The sequence below is a fragment of the Hungatella hominis genome (assembly GCF_014288005.1).
GTDB lineage: Bacteria > Bacillota > Clostridia > Lachnospirales > Lachnospiraceae > Hungatella > Hungatella effluvii.
The window spans coordinates 37,099-55,487 of record NZ_JACOPB010000006.1; the positions used below are offsets into that span (position 1 = coordinate 37,099).

The 18,389-nt window shown below is 48.8% G+C and carries 15 protein-coding genes; 1 reads left to right on the top strand and 14 read right to left on the bottom strand.

The window, feature by feature from the left end; genetic code table 11:
- Nucleotides 1–3 precede the first annotated feature (3 nt).
- From H8S75_RS14620 to H8S75_RS14660, 9 genes are all read right to left on the bottom strand, one after another.
- Nucleotides 4–981 (bottom strand): D-2-hydroxyacid dehydrogenase, encoded by a 978-nt coding sequence (locus H8S75_RS14620; protein WP_187022266.1) that lies wholly within the window; start codon nucleotides 979–981, stop codon nucleotides 4–6.
- Between the two features lie 3 nt (nucleotides 982–984).
- Entirely contained in the window at nucleotides 985–1,887 is a 903-nt protein-coding gene (locus H8S75_RS14625; RefSeq protein WP_187022267.1) for a sugar phosphate isomerase/epimerase family protein, read from the bottom strand.
- Nucleotides 1,884–3,896, bottom strand: a complete 2,013-nt coding sequence (locus tag H8S75_RS14630; RefSeq protein ID WP_187022268.1) for an alpha-amylase family protein — start codon at nucleotides 3,894–3,896, stop codon at nucleotides 1,884–1,886. Before H8S75_RS14630 ends, H8S75_RS14625 begins: the two co-directional genes overlap by 4 nt.
- 18 nt (nucleotides 3,897–3,914) lie before the next feature.
- On the bottom strand, nucleotides 3,915–5,966 hold the full coding sequence (locus H8S75_RS14635; RefSeq protein WP_187022269.1) for a hypothetical protein: 2,052 nt from the start codon (nucleotides 5,964–5,966) through the stop codon (nucleotides 3,915–3,917).
- Nucleotide 5,967: 1 nt separating this feature from the next.
- Nucleotides 5,968–6,675, bottom strand: coding sequence for an RraA family protein (locus H8S75_RS14640; protein WP_187022270.1), 708 nt, complete (start codon nucleotides 6,673–6,675; stop codon nucleotides 5,968–5,970).
- 15 nt (nucleotides 6,676–6,690) lie between these two features.
- On the bottom strand, nucleotides 6,691–7,545 hold the full coding sequence (locus H8S75_RS14645; protein WP_187022271.1) for a carbohydrate ABC transporter permease: 855 nt from the start codon (nucleotides 7,543–7,545) through the stop codon (nucleotides 6,691–6,693).
- A gap of 22 nt (nucleotides 7,546–7,567) precedes the next feature.
- Nucleotides 7,568–8,500, bottom strand: a complete 933-nt coding sequence (locus H8S75_RS14650; protein WP_187022272.1) for a carbohydrate ABC transporter permease — start codon at nucleotides 8,498–8,500, stop codon at nucleotides 7,568–7,570.
- Nucleotides 8,501–8,515: 15 nt separating this feature from the next.
- The gene (locus H8S75_RS14655) at nucleotides 8,516–9,865 is read right to left on the bottom strand and encodes an FAD-dependent oxidoreductase (RefSeq protein WP_207729145.1); all 1,350 of its coding nucleotides are present in this window, start codon (nucleotides 9,863–9,865) and stop codon (nucleotides 8,516–8,518) included.
- A 93-nt stretch (nucleotides 9,866–9,958) separates the two neighbouring features.
- Complete coding sequence (locus H8S75_RS14660; RefSeq protein WP_187022273.1) at nucleotides 9,959–11,395, bottom strand: ABC transporter substrate-binding protein; 1,437 nt, start codon at nucleotides 11,393–11,395, stop codon at nucleotides 9,959–9,961.
- 400 nt (nucleotides 11,396–11,795) lie between these two features.
- Here H8S75_RS14660 and H8S75_RS14665 point away from each other — a divergent pair, with 400 nt between their 5' ends.
- A complete protein-coding gene (locus tag H8S75_RS14665; protein ID WP_187022274.1) occupies nucleotides 11,796–12,587 on the top strand; it encodes an IclR family transcriptional regulator in 792 nt (263 codons plus the stop codon).
- Between the two features lie 70 nt (nucleotides 12,588–12,657).
- On the opposite strand, the gene recN is transcribed toward H8S75_RS14665, so the two are convergent.
- From recN to dxs, 5 genes are read right to left on the bottom strand one after another with little or no spacing between them, the layout of a single operon-like run.
- A complete protein-coding gene (recN, locus tag H8S75_RS14670) occupies nucleotides 12,658–14,316 on the bottom strand; it encodes a DNA repair protein RecN (RefSeq protein WP_187022275.1) in 1,659 nt (552 codons plus the stop codon).
- Nucleotides 14,317–14,328: 12 nt separating this feature from the next.
- Nucleotides 14,329–14,778: an arginine repressor gene (gene argR / locus H8S75_RS14675; protein WP_055656502.1), complete on the bottom strand. Its 450-nt coding sequence runs from the start codon at nucleotides 14,776–14,778 to the stop codon at nucleotides 14,329–14,331.
- 11 nt (nucleotides 14,779–14,789) lie between these two features.
- Nucleotides 14,790–15,644, bottom strand: a complete 855-nt coding sequence (locus H8S75_RS14680; RefSeq protein WP_110321435.1) for an NAD(+)/NADH kinase — start codon at nucleotides 15,642–15,644, stop codon at nucleotides 14,790–14,792.
- Nucleotides 15,645–15,653: 9 nt separating this feature from the next.
- The gene (locus H8S75_RS14685) at nucleotides 15,654–16,469 is read right to left on the bottom strand and encodes a TlyA family RNA methyltransferase (RefSeq protein WP_187022276.1); all 816 of its coding nucleotides are present in this window, start codon (nucleotides 16,467–16,469) and stop codon (nucleotides 15,654–15,656) included.
- Entirely contained in the window at nucleotides 16,466–18,382 is a 1,917-nt protein-coding gene (gene dxs / locus H8S75_RS14690; RefSeq protein ID WP_187022277.1) for a 1-deoxy-D-xylulose-5-phosphate synthase, read from the bottom strand. The genes H8S75_RS14685 and dxs overlap by 4 nt, the downstream gene beginning before the upstream one ends.
- Between the last annotated feature and the right edge of the window lie 7 nt (nucleotides 18,383–18,389).

Genomic DNA, 18,389 nt, shown 5'->3' on the forward strand with positions numbered 1-18,389 from the left:
CCACTAATGAACGCGGGGTATTTCACTGACTACATGGACGGGTGTCCCCGCCACATACTGTTTCAAATTTTCTGCTGCAATTCTCATCAAACGCTCTCTGGCTTCTCTCGACGCCCAGGCGATATGTGGAGTGACAAGAATTCCTTCCACATCCAGAAGCGGGCTGTCTGCCCTCATGGGCTCTTCCTCCGCCACATCGACCGCAGCACCTGCTATGGTTCCGTTTAAAACGGCTTCTTTTAAGTCTTCCTCACAGATCAACGGGCCACGGGAGGTATTGATTACATATGCGCTCTTCTTCATCTTTCTAAACGAATCCTTATTCATCATATGCCGGTTCTTATCTGTCAGAGGGCAATGCAGGGATACGAAATCCGAGCTGCACAACAGGGTCTCAATATCTACCACTCTTGCAGTCCCTCCCGGCAGCACACCGGAATCCAGATGGCCCGAGGTTACCAGAACCTTCATGCCGAACGCCTCTGCCAGAGCTTTCGTCCTCTTCCCAATACTTCCGTATCCCACAATTCCAAGGGTCTTTCCCGCCAGTTCGATGACCGGCCGCTTCCAGTAACAGAAATCCCGGCTCCCCACCCAGTCACCATTTCTGACGCTCTCCTGGTGCACACCTACATGGTTACACAGCTCCAGAATTAACGCCATCGTATGCTGTGCCACGGAATCCGTACTGTAGGCAGGCACATTTGTCACGGTAACGCCGTGTCTGCCTGCTGCCTCCAGGTCCACAACATTATATCCGGTAGCCAAAACCCCGATATAATGCAGATTCCTGCACGCCGCCATCGTCTCCGCAGTTATGGGAGTTTTATTGGTCAGCACCGTCTCCGCAGTGCCTATTCTCTCCACGATCTGAGATTTCTCTGTTCTGTCATAGACCGTCACCTCTCCCAGCTCTTTAAATCCGCTCCAGCTTAAATCTCCCGGATTCTCCGTATATCCATCCAATATCACAATCTTCATTTTCTAATCCTCCAGCAACGCCCATGCACGGTTAATCACCCGCTTTGTATTAGCCAGTATCAAATCCCCGTCTTCTCCAGGCCGCGGCGTCACCTCTAAGGATAATACCATTGGATCGGCCTTTCTAAAAAAGCCCTCTTCTCTCAATACCTGAAAGAAATCAAGCAGTTCAGGAGTGTCGTTGGCACTGCCTGGATATCCAAATCTCGGATGCTTGTCGCCATATCCGTCACAGCCTTCCTTCACCACCGCATTTCCAATATGAAGATGAGTGATATACGGCCTAAGAGTCTGAATCACAAACCGGCTTGTCTCATATGTGGTCGGAAAATGGGACAGATCCACCAAAAGGCCAAAGTTACTGCAAAAGCATCTGATCTCTGAGGCAAATCTTGCTGCATAAGGTGCTGGCCCAATAAGTGCTTTTTTATCCATATCGTAATCAAATACTTCCAGATTTACAGCCATATTTTTTGACGCACCGTACCTGCATACCGCCAATGTGGTTTTTTTTAGCTGTTCAAAGGCCTGTTCCCTGGTCTCCTCTTTCCATGCACCGGACAGAAATGCAATCCCCTTCGCTCCAAGGTATTCTGCCTCATCGATGGAAGCGCAGAGAAAAGCTTCCGCTTCCTTCCGCTCTTCTTCTACAAGCGAGTTGGGATTTAATCCATGGCTTAAGAGTCCTGGCTGCGCACCGAAGCAGACGGCCATGTGGGACTGGGCAAGAAGTGCCTTTGCCTCTGTTCTCTGAGCCTCATCCCCGACCGACTTCACTTCTATAGCATCAAAATAGTCATCGCCCAAAATCTTCTTTAACGGTTCTGTAAAACCATACTGAACAGGCGGATAACTCATCCATAATATGGTTCCTATCCTGAAATACTTATGTATACTGTCTTTCATACGGCGCTTCCTCCATCTTCAAACTCTATTCTCAAGGCATCATACTCTGCCAGACGGTCCAGCAGCAGAAACAGAATCCCATTTTCCTGCCGCCATGTCACATGGCCTCCCATAAGACTTATAACACTTACAGGCATTTTTTCAGTTGGAACCTGCAGACTTACATGCTCCACAGGCAGTGGGGCGAAAAATGTAAGCCCAAAGGCCCCACTGTTATTAACGAGCTGGATCAGAATATGACCGCTGTCATCCGCTGATACGGTGACCTCTGCCATCGGTGTTAAATCTGCAGCCACACTGAGCAGGCCGCAGTGTTTTGTAAGAATATCTCTCATAAATCCAACCGTATTAGAATGCCCTGTTTTACTGTAAAAGCTTCCAGGAAGCCAGGGAAGCGTTAAATGTCTCCCGGAACCATACCTATAATCAATCAGTCCGGGATAGTCCCATACCTCCTGGGTGCAGCAGCATTCCGGCGGACCAAAAGGCTGACGGGGTATGAATTTCAGAAAAGTCTTCGCCGCTTTATTATGCTCCAGGAAAAAGTAGGTATCTCCCACTGGAACCGCATCGATGTCCTGATGAGAAGGAAAAGCCTGTTTTTCTTCTTTTTCCAGAAACAGCTGCGCAGACATGGCCTGCCGGTCTTCTCTCTCTAATTTCAGAATTCCGGAGCTTTTTAAAAATTCTGGTTCCCCGCTCCCGGCGGGATACTCTCTGATCCGGTTCAGTCCCGATGCGATTACAATTCCACCCTGCAGGACATATTTATCGATCAGATCCCCTTCCTGCTGCTCCAGCTTCCCTTCATCAGCGAGAATAAGCGCCCGGTATCTGTTCAAATCCGCCTGTCTCAATGCATCAGGCAAAATCTCCCCAAATGGAATATGAGCTTCCGTCAAAACCCGAATCCAGCCCTTTTCTTCCTCCGTAGCCACCCACCGGTCCTTTCTCCGCAGCAGAACACTGGCTGTTGAATGAAGATTCCGGTATACCGCGTCATGTTTCTCGCGAAATGAAAAAATACGTTTTACTGTTTTAAATGCACTTCTATCCGTCGCTGTATCAAGTCTTCCAATTAAATAATAGTCCAGAGCTCCTAAGTTAGCCATATTCTGCCACAGACGCATGGCATGCAGAGCAGGACTCACCGACGCGTGGCGCAGACCATAACCAGGATAGCTGACAGAAGTATTGGAACAGATAATTCCGGATGTGCCGTCACCAATGATTGCCCGGCAGTTGCTGGAAGCATGGTATATCCAGTGGGGCAGGCGTGTGCTTACCTCTGTAGCCGCTTCAATCCTGGCATAATCCACGTCGTCAAAACAAATCTCTCCACTGATATCCTTCAGAAAAGAGGTCATCCTTTTCCGGTAATCAGTAAGCATGTATTTCTGAAAATTTTCATACTCACTCCAGACAGGATCCGAAGAATCTCTTTGTACCGGTAGTTCTTTTCCCGAAAAACTCCTAAACGCTTCCCGGCAGCTTCGGCAGTGACAGAATCCATAATCCCGGAATTCATAGTCTCTTGTCTGAAAGCCGCCCATATTGCAGTACAGTCCGTCAAATGGGATCCGTCCAAAAAGTTCTTCCAGGATTTCAAAAGCGAATTTCTGCTGGTAATCTCCGCAGAGACACGTCTGGATAAAACCATTCTGTTCCATAACATCGCCATGTTCCGTTCGAAATGCCCATTCCGGATGCATCTCATACACATTCTTTTTTACCTTTGAAAAGTCAGCTCTGGCAATCACCCGTATTCCATTTTCATGGCAGAGATCCACTATCCTTTCCAGACTGTCCCCTGTTAAGTACGGATTTTTGCTGTGATACGGCAGTTTGGTATCGTATCCAGCGCTGATTCCCGCTGCATTAAGCAGAACAACCGTCGCGTGAAAATCTTTTAAATCCGCCACAAACCGTTCTGCGGACAGATCCTGCATGTCGATTTCCCGAAGATTCGTCTGAATCATCCTCCACGGTTCTTCCTTCCACCACGGCATAATCTTCCCTCCCGTCCCTCACTGATTTTCAGCCAGCTGAATATCCAGCTCAGCCCACCGGTCAAAGTATTCCGGATCCACATAGCTGCAAAGCCTGGTAAACCGCTGCGGTCTATAATACTGCTTTACAAATGACGAATACATTTTCCAGTGTCCGGCACAGTCCTTTAAAAGAGTGACTGCCTTTGTTTTGTCCTGATACCGTTCCGGATTGATGCGCCAGATACATAAATGAACAGCAGCCTTCAATTTGTCAGAATAATAGGTTCCCAGATACGCCAGTGCCCTCATATCCATAAGAAGACGATGAAGCCCGCATCCCATCTTACAACCTTTTTCCAATAATGCAACTTCTTTTAAGACAAATTCTGAATATTGTTTAATGGTCTGTGCGATTTGAAGAGGCGTAACCGCATTGACTGCCTGCCCTTCCACCTGACACTTTGCAAATTCCTTAACAGAGATGCAGCCACCTTCCGGCATGCTGTCACATGCCATAAATTCATTGATATCCGCAAATTCCAGTTTTCTTACCGGTGGATGCTCAAGGCTGCAGCACATCTCCGGATACCACTGAAAATCGTAGTCGTGCCAGTGAACCTGTTGAAATGTACTGATAATCCGTGATGCTTTTTTCCATACGTTACTCAACCGCTTTCCATCCATGCCATACATACACTCCAGTTCCCCCGTAAAGAACTCCTCCTCACGGCTGATATCATAAGAAAGCTGGCCCCACAGCCACATTTTGTACCACATCTTTCTGATATAGAGGGGATGAGTCTGATCCATCCGATCCATATAATCGCGCCCCCAGGTAAATCCGTCTGCGCCGAGATAAAATCCTGTCATCCTCGAAACCGGCATATTTCTTAAGTAGTCTCTTGCAAAGTCTGAATCTCCCCAGCGGAACATGTAATAATCATCGTCACGAAGTGTAAACCAGAATCCGGTCTGCGTATCATGCTCCTTTATAAAATCCGAAAAAAAATGTGGTTTTACAGAGGAATGCATATGTGCCTGCGAGTACTTAAAACTAATCTCAAACGTCCCCGGAAAATCACGAAACTTCTCTTCTATCTCATGGAATGCTGCATACTGCATCCGATGAATAAACCGTAGTTTCCTGCCTGGATGGGACTTCAGGCAGTCTTCCACCGCCCTTCCGTAGGTATCCCGGATAAATGCAATATCTGTGCCGTCTCCGGCCATATACTCTCCTGCTGTCACGCCGATTCCAGCCAACAGGGGATACGTTTCCAGCATGGCGCGCACGGCATAATACACATAGTCTTTTGTCACAGGGTTATGCTGATCAGGAGTCAGCGGATACGGACTCTCTTCCGTACCATAGACAAACAAATTCCAGGTAAACAGATACACTTCAATACATCGGTCTGCAGCACAGGACATAACCTGTCTCCAGAATTCCATCTTTTCATCCATGGACATCTTCTTTACCGGATACAGGCCTTTCTTCATATCCTCCGTATACATCTTCCAGCCGCTCATCTCAGGCTGAGGGATAATCACGGACCGCATCACATCTTCCAGTGCAGTAAGCGGGTATTCCGGTATTCTCACCATGGAAGGAAAAGGGGACAGAGACCAGAGTGAAAGAACGTTGTAATGGTACTCTGCCATAGCGTCTAAATAATCCTGCCAGAATTCTAAGTCCCACACATCAGTGACCGTTTCAAAGGCAGAATCCGATGCATCAGAATAGCTGGGTGTTCTGGCATCCAGGGGGATGTTGAACTTGATCCCCCTTTTTCGTATGTATGGTACCACATTCCTGTCTTTGATACTCTCCACACAGCCAGTTCCGTGAACCAGCTCCCGCCCCAGATCCAACAGACCGTACATCATGCCGGCCCGGTCTGAAGCCACTATTCGAAAACAACCTTTTTCCCGTCTCAGATGATACCCCTCCTCGGGGCAGCCTCTGTCTTCCTCCAGAAAAACAGACAGATCTCCGCAGCCGCTTGAATCCTTCAGCCATTCTCTTACTTTTCCGGCGGCGAACTGTACAGGCTGTTCCTCCGCCATACTGCCGTATATTTGAAACATCTTACTCCTTTAACCGCTCCAGTGTAGCATCCGGCTCGTATCCCAAATTTTCATAATGCTGGCTTCTGACTGCGATATCATCTTCCAGCTGGACATGTGCATACTGTATCACTTCCTCAGCATATTCGATAGGAATTACCAACACACCATCGTCATCCGCACAGATAATGTCTCCCGGTTTCACGGTAACGCCGGCACATTCCACAGGTACGCCGATAGCGCCGCGTTCCACTCTGCCATAAGCATGAGTAAAGGTTCTCTTTGTGCAGAACACCGGTGCATTTTCCAGATTTGCCTCATATGAGTCCCGGCAGCCTCCGTCGATCACTGCACCCTCAATGCCTTTTTCCATCATGGTCATAGCAATCTCTGATCCCCATACACCCCCTCGCACGCCGGCCATATCGATGCAGATGACCATGTCGGCGGCATTCTCTTCTGTCACGGTATCCACGAAATTATAGATATTGTCACATCCCTCCGCCAGAACTTGCCTCCATTCATCCACGCTCGTGCAGCGGGTCACTGCACTCTGTCTCGGAAGAAGCTTCACTGTATGAGCATACCCCTTGAATTCAATACCTGGACGAATCGGCCGCATGGTTTCTGCCATTGTTCCCTTATCGACCAGCCCCAGCGCATCCATCGCATCAGATAAATCGGAACATCTGTATTTTCTTATTTCTGTAATCAATTCTTTTTTCGTCATATCTTTTTCCTCTCCTTATCCTTTCACAGAACCGGCTGTCAGTCCCTCGATAAAATAACGGTTAAATATCAGATACACAATAATCATGGGAATCAATGCAATCGATGATCCCGCCAGCATCAAATTCCAGGACGACGCAGCTTCCCCCGAGCCCTTTAAGTTCATGATTCCCACAATCAGCGGCATGCGGTCCGGATTCGACAGAGTAAACACCATGGGCATCAGATAATCATTCCAAGAATGACGGAACTCCAGAATCGCTATGGTAGCGATCAGCGGTTTCAGCAGGGGGAAGATAATTCTGCGGTATATGCCAAAGAAGGAACAGCCGTCCACCTTTGCCGACTCATCGATTTCTCTCGAGATAGACCGGATATACGATCTGGTAATGAAGAGATTCGTTACATTTAACCCAAACACCCGGATTATGATAACCCCCCATAAAGACTTGTTAATGCCGAAAAACTTGGCAATCACAAAAGTTGGATAAAGGGTTAAACTTCCCAGTGACACAAACATGGATGAAATAACAAGTCCAAATAAAAGATTCTTTCCAGGGAAATCTCCCCGTTCAAATACATATCCTGCAATTGTGCTGGTTACAATCGTACCGATAACGATGGTTCCCGACATAAACACCGAATTCACAGTATATTTCTCGAAATCCGCCAGATTCCACGCCTGGATATAGTTATCAAGAACAAATTTTCTTGGAAACAAACGGTTGCCTTCGGTCAGAAGTTCCATATTCCCTTTAAAGGATCCCAAAATCGTATAGAGAACAGGAAAAATAGCAATGATCAGAATTACCGTCAGGACCAGATAAATCAATGCGGATGAGATTAATTTTTTTCGTTTGCCTTCGCTCATAAATACACCCCTTTCCAGTCCCCTAATCAATGCTGTGGCCGATTTTATTGCTGCACTTCATGTATACAGCGGAAATACCAGCCAGAATCACACCAGTGACAAGCGCCATCGCCGAAGCGTACCCCACCTCCACGGTTCTGCCGTCATATCCAAAGAAATATTTGAACACATACGTCATAACCACCTCGGTCTTGCCTGCCGGCTGGCCATTAGTAGATGCGAGGATCAGCTCACTCATCTTTAAGCTTCCCACAATTGCCATTAAGAGCACAGCCTGAAAGGTCGGTCCTATCATGGGAAGTGTGATGTAGAAAAACTTTTTAAACGGAGTGATTCCGTCTATGTCTGCACATTCATACAATTCTACCGGGACACTCTGGAGTGCCATCAGGAAGAAAATCATGTTGATTCCGAAATTATTCCAGACGGAGGCCATTCCCAGCACCAGCATGGCAGTACCTTTATTGCTAAACCAGCTGATCGGCTTTTGAATCCATCCAACACTCTGAAGCATGCCGTTAATGATACCATTAAAGGAGGCAAACATCAGTGAAAAGATGAGGCCGGTTATAGCCGTACTGATAATAGCCGGAAGGAATAGGGCAACACGGAACAGCCCTGTAGCCTTCAGCCCTTTGTTTAACAGTACTGCCAGCAGAAGAGCCAGCGGGATCTCAACAGCCAGTTTACCGAAGGACAGAATAAAGACATTCACGATGGACTGCCAAAACGCGGGATCTCTTGTAAATACCCTGACAAAATTATCGAGACCGATCCAGGTTTCCCGAAAACCATTTGACTGATAGAAGGAATAGCGCAGTATGTATACAATCGGCACATACGTAAATATTACAAATCCCAGCATCATCGGCGCCAGCATGGCAATTGCCTGAATAGAATCTCCCTTCAGCCTGCGTCTCTTTCCGGACACCTTCCCTTTTCTCTCTTTTCCCATTTTATCACCCCTGTCTTAAACCGGCAGCAGTCTGTTCTGCTGTTTTAATATGTTCTGCAGTTCCTTCACAGAGATCTCCGCCGGAGTCACCTGGTCTCTGACTGCAAGTGCTGCTGCCATTCCTGCTGCCTCTCCCGTCATCATACAGAGTGAAATCGCGCGCACGCCGCTCTCAGCCACATGATCTGCGCTGATACATCGCCCCGCTGTCAACAGATTGGCAACAGATACAGGCAGAAGGCTGCCATATGGAATCTCAAATGTTCTCTGTTCCACGACAGGTTCGTAGATATGGCCTTTATAGCCTTTTCCCTCCACCTTGCCGTCACCGTCCATATAGGCATCCGGTGCAAGCATGTCATAAAATCGTGGAAATACTGCTATCACATCGTCAAAATGGCGCTGGCTCTCCATATCCTCAATTGTAAGATAATACTTTCCCAAAATTCTTCTGCTGTCTCGGAAACCAATTTCCGGCGATATGGAGGCAACCTCGATTCCTCTCAATTCCTCAAAATGCTCTTTTAAATAGCGGTAGATATCCATAACATACTGTCTGCATTCCAGTTCTCCCTTTGTCAAATCTCTGGGGTCCGTAGGGTCCAGGCCATAACTGCAGGAATAATTGACATAAGAGATCACTCCGCCTCCGGTCAGTCTTCCAAACGGCAGATCCTGACGCTTACAGGGAAGCCCCGTCCTGCCAGCCCGGTAATCCTCCTTAAAAATCCTGCCAATTTCAGAGAGCCTGTCTCCGTCCTGCAGCAGCGCATTTGTGTCAGCTCCCGAAAGCCTTAAAGAAACTGTCCCTGGCTGGCAGAGCCCGTCTTCCTTTCGTCCCTGCTCGTATGGAATCCCCGCCGCAAAAGCCACATCACCGTCACCGGTGGTATCAATATAGACATCGGCGGTTACTGCCATCGGACCTTTCTTTGTCTGTATCAGAACTGCAGAAATCCGTTTGTTATCCATAATCACTTCATTCACAAAGGAATGAAACAGGATTTCCACCCCTGCTTCCTGCACGAATTCATCTAAAAACACCTTCAGGTACTCACTGCTGAAGCACGTCTTATTACGTTCCCTCAGATTATCGTTACCATATTTTTCATAACACTTGTTTTCGATTTCCGCGTAAATACCTTCCGATTCGAAACCCGTCCCCTTCAGAAAGTAGTTACAGTTCTCCACGTAACACGCTGTAATATTCCCTCCAAGGTATGCCCGTTTTTCGAGCAGAAGCACCGTTTTTCCCTGTCGGGCAGCTGACACGGCTGCCCCTACCCCTGCGGGACCGCCTCCAGCCACTACGATATCCACATGTTTCCAGACCTCCAGAGTCTGTTCTTTTCTGATTACCTGCATTTTAATCCCCCATCTCCTGTATTTACAAGAGCCGCATTCTTAAATTTTCTGCGGTTTTAAGAATACGGCTCCTGTTCTCACAATCATTATTTACTATTTACTTCTCTCCGGTGTTACCCCTTCCTTCAGTGCGTAAAGTGCCACAACCGACTGATCTGCCTTTTGCAGAGCATCATTATAACGCTGATCGATATCCGCCATGATTGAATCCACATCATCGAGTTCCGCGTTGGCCCAGATATTGGCAATGGCCTCTCTGTAGGTGGTACCCTCCACTGTAATTAAGGTATCCGGAACCGGCGGCATCGCAAAAATCTCATCAAAATCAGCAAAGGCCTCCCAGCCCTTTAAGTCTGGTTTCTTTGTCGCCATCTGGGTCGCCTGTGATCTTACCGGAATATATAAGCCATTCTCATACATCTCGGCTGCGTTCTTATCGGAATAGAAGAACTCCAGCACCTTCAGCACCTTTTCCGGATGCTCTTTGGCTTTTGTTCCTACGCATAAAAGGTTTGTAGGATTTCCAAAACGTTTGTACGTTACCTGATCTTCGCTGAACTTTGGTACATCGATGACCTCCCAGTCACATACAGCCGGGAACTGAGTCGTGTAAACTGCACAGTCAAAACTGGCCGCACCGATCATACCAATATTACCTGCTGCAAACTGTGCTCTGACACCATCGCCGTCCAATGTCTCAAATCCAGGGAATACGCTTCCATCCGCTACCATCTGATCAATCGCCTTAATCATTGGATTATACGCAGAATAATCGAACCTCTTTGCATTCCAGTCATACCCATAGTGGCCTACATTCTGTCCTGACGGCATGGTATAGAAGGAACTGATCGTCCAGAGCGTGCTGGAGAGTCCCAGGCCATACGCTTTGCCTTCCGAAGCCTCTGTAATTTTTGCAGCTACCTCCCTCACTTCATCCCAGGTTGTCGGGTAATCTGCTTCCGTGAGACCGGCCTTTGCAAATAAATCCTTGTTAATTACAAATCCATATGTAGTCAGGTTATAGGGCAGAGTATATGTCTTGCCGTTAAATACATGGGACTGGTTTGCCACCAGATCCTTATACTGGTCCAGAAGCGTTTCACTTCCCGGAAGCTCCTCGATCGGAACCAGAAAACCGTTGTCTACAAAATCCTGCATCCATTTTGAATCTGAGCGGAATAAGTCAGGAGCCTCTCCTGCCTGGGCAGCAATCTTGATCGTGTCGGAGTACTTGTCTCCATAAACCTTGTAATCGATCTGAATCCCCAGTTCTTTTCCTTCCCCGTTGTTAAAATCCGCAATCTGTTTTTCTCTCACTTCCTGCTCATGAGCATTATCAGACCATACGGTAATGGTATCCATCTCCACTGATTCTTTCTTTTCTTCAGTCTGAGCAACTGTAGTACTCTCTGCTTTCCCTGTCTCAGTGCTGTTATTCTGCACCTCTGTTTTTCCGGAATTCCCACATCCGGCAAGTATCCCCGTAACCATTACTGTTCCTGCTAAAAGAGCTAAAATCTTCTTTTTCATGTTCTCCTCCTTCATGTACCTGTCAATTTTTATTGCTTCCCCAGTGCAACGTAGTTTCTGTACCCTCCTTCCGGTTGTTTATTTTTAATAATTGAACCAGTCTTTTGTTAATCAAAATTATATATTATTTTCCAAAATAAGTCAAGATATTTTTATATTTTTGTGTTATTATTCAAAATTTAATTTCATTAATTGAAATTTTGTTCTAATACTTATTGACAACTCTATGGATCAGTCGATATGATATACTTATTATTTCATAAAGTATGGTATACTATGAGCACCAGGCAGGATCTTTTACGAATCCGATACAAATGGACACAGAAACAAGGAACGAGGTCTTCCACGATTTTCGTGTTTATGGTATACTAATCTTCAAGAACAGAAACGGAGGCGGATCATGGAAGAAACAGAACATTCAAACCGCTTTGCAAAGGACAATCAATCGACTGACAAGGTATTAGCCATTATAGAACTGCTTTCCTGCAGCAAAGAGCCCATGAGACTTATTGATATCTCAAACCAGTTAAATTACAACACCAGCACAACTCTGCGTTTTTTAAATTCATTGGAACGCAACGGCTACGTCTACAAGGACCGTGAAACATTAAAATACCAGATGACTTATAAGTTATGCGGTCTTGCCAGCCATATCAGCAACCGGACCGGCATTGTGGAAATCGCATCCGGTCCGATGAAACAGCTGTCTACTAATCTTGGTGAATGTGTCTGTCTGGCGGTGGAACAGGACTATACCGTAGTCTATGTTCACGTCGCAGACGGTCCCGGCCAGATGCTGCGGACCACCCAGCGTATCGGCAGTCAGGCCCCCATGCACTGCACCGGCGTCGGCAAGGTAATCCTCTCAGAATTCCCGGAATCCAAGATCGATGAGATGATACGGCTGAAAGGTCTTACCCGATACACCAGCAATACCCTGGTTACTAAGGAGATGCTCCTTAATGAACTACAGCTAATCCGGAAAAGGGGTTACGGCTATGACAATGAAGAGTGTGAACTCGGCGCCCGCTGCATTGCCTTCCCATTGCGGGACTACAGCGGAAAGATTATCGCCGCCCTAAGTGTCACAGGACCACTTGGCCGCATGACGGATGATTTCATCAATTCCTGTTTCCGGACGATCCTGGAGACTGTCCAGGATATTTCCTATCAGCTCGGATATCACGGTTAAGATAAAAAAAGAATCACCAGACTTAAAAAATCCGGTGATTCTTTATATGTGAAAAATACAATTATCTTCTCTACTTCCTCTCCCCCGCCAGCCTCTTCATCTCCCTGGCGTTCTCTCTCACTGCTTCGGTAATCTTCGCACCTCCCAGCAGCCTTGCCAGTTCTTCCACCATCTCCTCCTCCGCCAGCGGCCGGATCGTGGTGGTGGTCCGCCCATCCGAGGCTGTCTTCGCGATCTCGTAATGCGCATCGGCCATGGCCGCGATCTGCGGTAAGTGGGTGATGCAGATAACCTGATGGTTCTTTGCGATATAGGAGAGCTTCTCCGACACCATCTGCGCCGTTCTGCCGCTGATTCCCGTGTCAATCTCATCGAAGATCAGAGTGGGAATATCGTCTGTGTCCGCAAGCACGGTCTTGATAGCCAGCATGATTCTCGACAGCTCGCCGCCGGAGGCCACCATGCCCAGAGGCTTTACACACTCTCCCGGGTTCGTGGAGATCATGAACTCCGCTTCGTCAAATCCGCCGGCGGTGAAGTGGCTTAAACGGGTGAATTCCATGGAAAACTCCACATCGATGAAATTCAAGTCCGCGAGCCCGGCTTTGATCTTCGCCGTCAGTTCCTTCGCCGCAGCCTTTCTCATCTCGGACAGCTGCCCGCAGAGCATCTCCAGCCTGCTCTCCGTCTCTTCCAGCTCCTGCTCCGTCCTCTGCTTTAAGGCATCGTAATCCTCCAGTTCTTCCAGACGCTTCCTCTTATTCTCTAAATTCTCCTGAATCTGCTCCGCCGTCTTCCCGTACTTGGCCTCCAGATTGTGGATCACATCCAGCCGCTCCTCCAGCTCCCGGTACTCCTCCTCATCGAAGGACATGTCCTCCATATACGATGAAATCTCGTGGCTGATATCGCTTAAAATCGCGTCGGCGTCAAACAGCTGATCCCGGATCGCCCCCAGCTTCTCATCGAAGGAGGCCACATGCTCCACCTCTTTTAAGGCGTAATCCAGCGTATCGGTGTTCACTGCCTCATAGGCGGCCGACAGACTCTCTGCAATCCTTCTGGCGTTGGTAAACAGGCGGTAGCGGGCTGTCAGCTCCTCTTCCTCCCCGTCTTTTACGTTCGCCCCCTCGATCTCATCAATCTCGAACCGAAGAAAATCCATCTCCCGCAGGCGGGATTCCTCATCCATGTGAAACGAAGCCACCCGATCCTTAAGCCCGGTATAGGACCGGTACAGGCCGGCAATATTCTGTTTTAGTTCATGTGATTTTCGCTCGTGGTATTTATCCAGAATTTCCAGATGCTTGTGCTTGTACAGCAGAGACTGATGTTCATGCTGACCATGAATATCGATTAGAAGACCGGTAATCGTCTTAAGCTTTCCGACAGTCACCGTTTCATCGTTGATCTTGCAGAGGCTGCGCGCGGGCATGATTTTCCGGGAAATGATCACAGTTCCGCCCTCATCCGGGCAGACGTCCATCTCCTTCAACACGCGCACTTTGTCCGGCTCCGTTACGGTAAATAAGAGTTCCACATAGGCGTACTCCGTACCCCTGCGGATAATGTCCTTCGGCACCTTACCGCCCAGCGCCATGGTGACCGAGCCGATGATAATCGACTTTCCAGCCCCCGTCTCACCCGTTAAAATGTTAAGCCCCTCCCCGAATTCGATATCCGCCTTTTCGATCAGGGCCAGGTTCTTCACATGTAATTCTGAAAGCATGGCACGCCTCCTTTATCCTGCGATGAGTTTTTTCAGTTTGTCCATCACCAGAATGGTATCGTCCGCGCTGCGCACTGCGCACATGATCGTATCATCCCCGGCAATACAGCCTACAATTTCACTAAAATGAAGAGCGTCCAGGGCAGCCGCCACGGCCATGGCCATGCCCGAAACAGTCTTGATGACGAGAATGTTCTGCGCCATGTCCATGGACATGTACCCGTCACGCAGAATTCTGATGTACTTGTCAGAAAAGGAGGTCTGGTTCTGAAGCACCACGTACCGCTGCTTTCCGGACTCCGACTGAACCTTTGTCAGCTTCAGCTCCCTGATATCTCTCGATACCGTCGCCTGAGTCACGGCAAATCCGGCCTGGTTTAAGTATTCCGCCAGTTCCTCCTGGGTCTCAATCTCATATTTCCCGATGAGTTCCACAATTTTGCTGTGTCTTTCCAGTTTCATAATGTGCCCTCCTATATGCCAGCCATTTTATTGCGCAGGTTGTCAAGAAATGATACATCCTTTAATTTTATAAGAACGGTCTTCGTCTCCGACCGGTGTATCTCGATGTAATCCCCGGAATGCAGCTCCGCGGCCGTGTCCCCGTCGTAGACGGCAGCCTGGCTCGTTCCCGGGTCGCCAAGTATTTCAATCCGTATCCGCGCGTCAGCGGACATGACGATGCTCCTGGCATTTAATGCGTGGGAACAGATGGGCGTTAAGACCATCAGAGTGGAATCCGGAACTATGATCGGTCCCCCGGCAGACAGATTGTACGCGGTAGATCCCGTGGGGGTGGCTGCGATCAGCCCATCCGCTCGGTACTCATTTAAGAATTCATGGTTGACATAAACCCGAAAATGAAGCATCTTCAACCGTTCGTTTCTCGTGATAACGATCTCGTTCAGCGCGATATCCTCATACAGACGGCCTGTACTGCTGTAGGCCCGCCCGTTTAGCATCATTCGTTCTTCCAGATGATACTCGTCTGCCAGAAGGGCATCCAGAGCCGTATCGATCTCCTCAGTCCTGGAAATCTGCGTTAAGTAACCCAGGGTGCCGCGGTTGATTCCCAGCATGGGAATATTTCTGCCCGCTAAGTCCCTGGCCGCCTGAATCAGGGTTCCGTCCCCGCCGAGCGTGATGATGCATTCCGTCTCCGGCGGCACCATGGAAGCGTCCGTATAATGGTAATCCCCGCCCCGTCTGCCGTCCCCCTTCCCGATCAGACAGGAAGCGCCATGACTGGTCAGATAATCGCGGATCACCTGCGCCGTCTCCTTCGCTCCCTGTTTCTCGGGATTCATGATGATAAAGAACTCTTTCATAACCTCTCCTTATTTTCCCTCGCTCAGTTCCTGATGCGCGGCTTCCACAATTTCCTTCGGTGCCACCGGCACGTCGGGAAAATGCTCTCCTTCCGGATGGTTCTTCAAATAAAGGAGATATTCAATATTGCCCTCCGGCCCCTTGATCGGAGAGTATTCTAAATGAAGCACCTCAAAGCCAATGGAAACCGCATAGGCGATCACCATCTCAATCACTTCCAGATGTACGCTCTTCTCACGTACCACCCCTTTTTTCCCAACCTTCTCACGGCCTGCCTCAAACTGCGGCTTAATGAGGCAGACGATCTCGCCGTCTTCCTTCAAAAGCTTCTTCACAGGCTCCAGCACCTTCGTCAGGGAGATAAAGGACACGTCGATGGATGAGAAATCGATCTTTTCCGGGATCTCGTCCGACGTCACGTAGCGGATATTCGTCTTTTCCATGCAGACTACCCGCTCGTCGTTCCGAAGCTTCCAGGCCAGCTGGCCGTGTCCGACATCCACGGCATAGACCCTTACAGCCCCGTTCTGAAGCATGCAGTCGGTAAATCCACCGGTGGAAGAGCCTACGTCCATACAGGTCTTTCCCTCCAGCATGACGCCGAAATGGCTCATGGCCTTCTCCAGCTTCAGGCCTCCGCGGCTCACATATTTTAAAGTATGGCCCCGCACTTCAATATTCGCGGACTCATCGAAGGTGGTTCCGGCCTTATCTTCCTTCTGGCCTTCCACATAGACGATGCCGGACATGATCACAGCCTTCGCCTTCTCCCTGGATTCCGCTAAATTTCGTTTCACTAAAAGCACATCTAATCGTTCTTTCATGCCTTCTTTTCCTCTGTATTGATAGTCTTCCATTCCATATTCTGACGCTCGGTATCGAGATATTCCTTCTTCATCCTCCAGATCACGGAGTCACTGTCGATGCCCAGACCTTTTCTCAGAAGCGAAACATTGCCGTGCTCCACATAGCCGTCAGGAATGGCAATATTCATCACCTTCACGTGCGGATAGTGCTCGTGGATATACCGGGTGACCATGAGGCCGTAGCCACCCTGAAGGACATTCTCCTCCATGGTGACGATCAGCCAGTGGTTTTTCGCAAGGCGGTCCGCCAGCTCCTCATCAAACGGCTTGACAAATCGGCCGTTGGCCAGCGTACAGCTCCAGCCCTCTGACTTTAGCTTCTCCCGGACATGCTCTCCCGTACTCACCATGCTGCCCACGGCCAGAAGAGCAATGTCCTTTTCCTCGTACAGCATCTCGCCCCTGCCGTATTCGACAGGCGCGTTAAATTCCTTCAAGCCTCTGTAGGCCTCTCCCCTCGGATAGCGAATGGCAAACGGCCCACCGAAGGACACGGCAAATTCCAGTCCCGCCTTCAGCTCCCATAAATTCTTTGGGGCGAAGATGCTCATGTTCGGGATTGCCGATAAGAAGGATAAATCAAAGATTCCCTGATGGGTCTCGCCGTCGCTGCCGACCAGTCCGGCGCGGTCCACGGCAAATACCACCGGCAGATTCTGGATACAGACATCATGCAGAATCTGATCGAAGCCTCTCTGTAAAAAGGATGAGTAGACCGCCACCACCGGCTTCAAACCGCCGGCGGCCATCCCAGCCGCGGAAGTCACCGCGTGCTCCTCCGCGATTCCTACATCGAAGAACCTGTCCGGATAAAGACGGCTGAAGCGCTTGAGTCCGGTTCCGTCCGGCATCGCTGCCGTCACCGCTGTGATCTTTGGATCCTTTTCCGCCAGATGACAAATCGTCTTGGAAAATACGTCCGTATAGCTGGGATTCTTTTTCTCTTTTTTTGATTCCCCTGTGAGCACGTCAAATGGTTCCACACCATGGAATCTGGACGGATTCTTTTCCGCAGGCTCATAGCCTTTTCCCTTTTTTGTGATAACATGGACGAGAACCGCGTGGTCCAGCTTCTTCGCCTCTTTGAGCGCTCTGGCCAGAGCCTTGACATCATGGCCGTCCACCGGTCCCAGATACGTGATTCCCATGTTTTCAAACAGCATTCCCGGAATCAGGAGCTGCTTGATGCCGTTTTTCGTACGGCTGATCTTGTCAATCAGTTCATCTCCGATTACCGGGATTCTGGAAAGGACATTTGTCACATATTTCTTCAGATCCAGGTATCCGTCTCCAGTCCGGATTCCGTTTAAATACCGGGACATTCCCCCGACATTCTCGGAAATGGACATGTTGTTGTCATTTAATATAATGATGAAATTCTTCTTCATGCGGGCAGCGTTATTCAGCGCCTCGTAGGCCATACCGCCGGTTAATGCACCGTCGCCGATCACAGACACGACGAAATGGTCCTGTCCGGAAACATCCCTGGCCTGTGCAAGACCGAGTCCTGCCGAAATAGAAGTAGAACTGTGACCTGTATCAAAGGCGTCGCAGGGGCTCTCCTTCCGTTTCGGGAAGCCGCTCATCCCGCCGTACTGCCGCAAATCGTCAAACTCACCCTTTCTGCCGCTTAAGATCTTATGGGTGTACGACTGGTGTCCCACATCCCAGATGATCTTATCCTTCGGCAGATCAAACACGAGATAAATAGCCATGGTCAGCTCCACGACTCCCAGATTGGAAGCTAAGTGCCCTCCGGTCCTGCTGATCTTACCGATCAGAAAGTCCCGTATCTCCTGTCTCAGTATATCCAGTTCTTTCCCCGTCAGTTTCTTGATATCCTCCGGGCCATTGATTAATTCCAGTATCATAATTTAA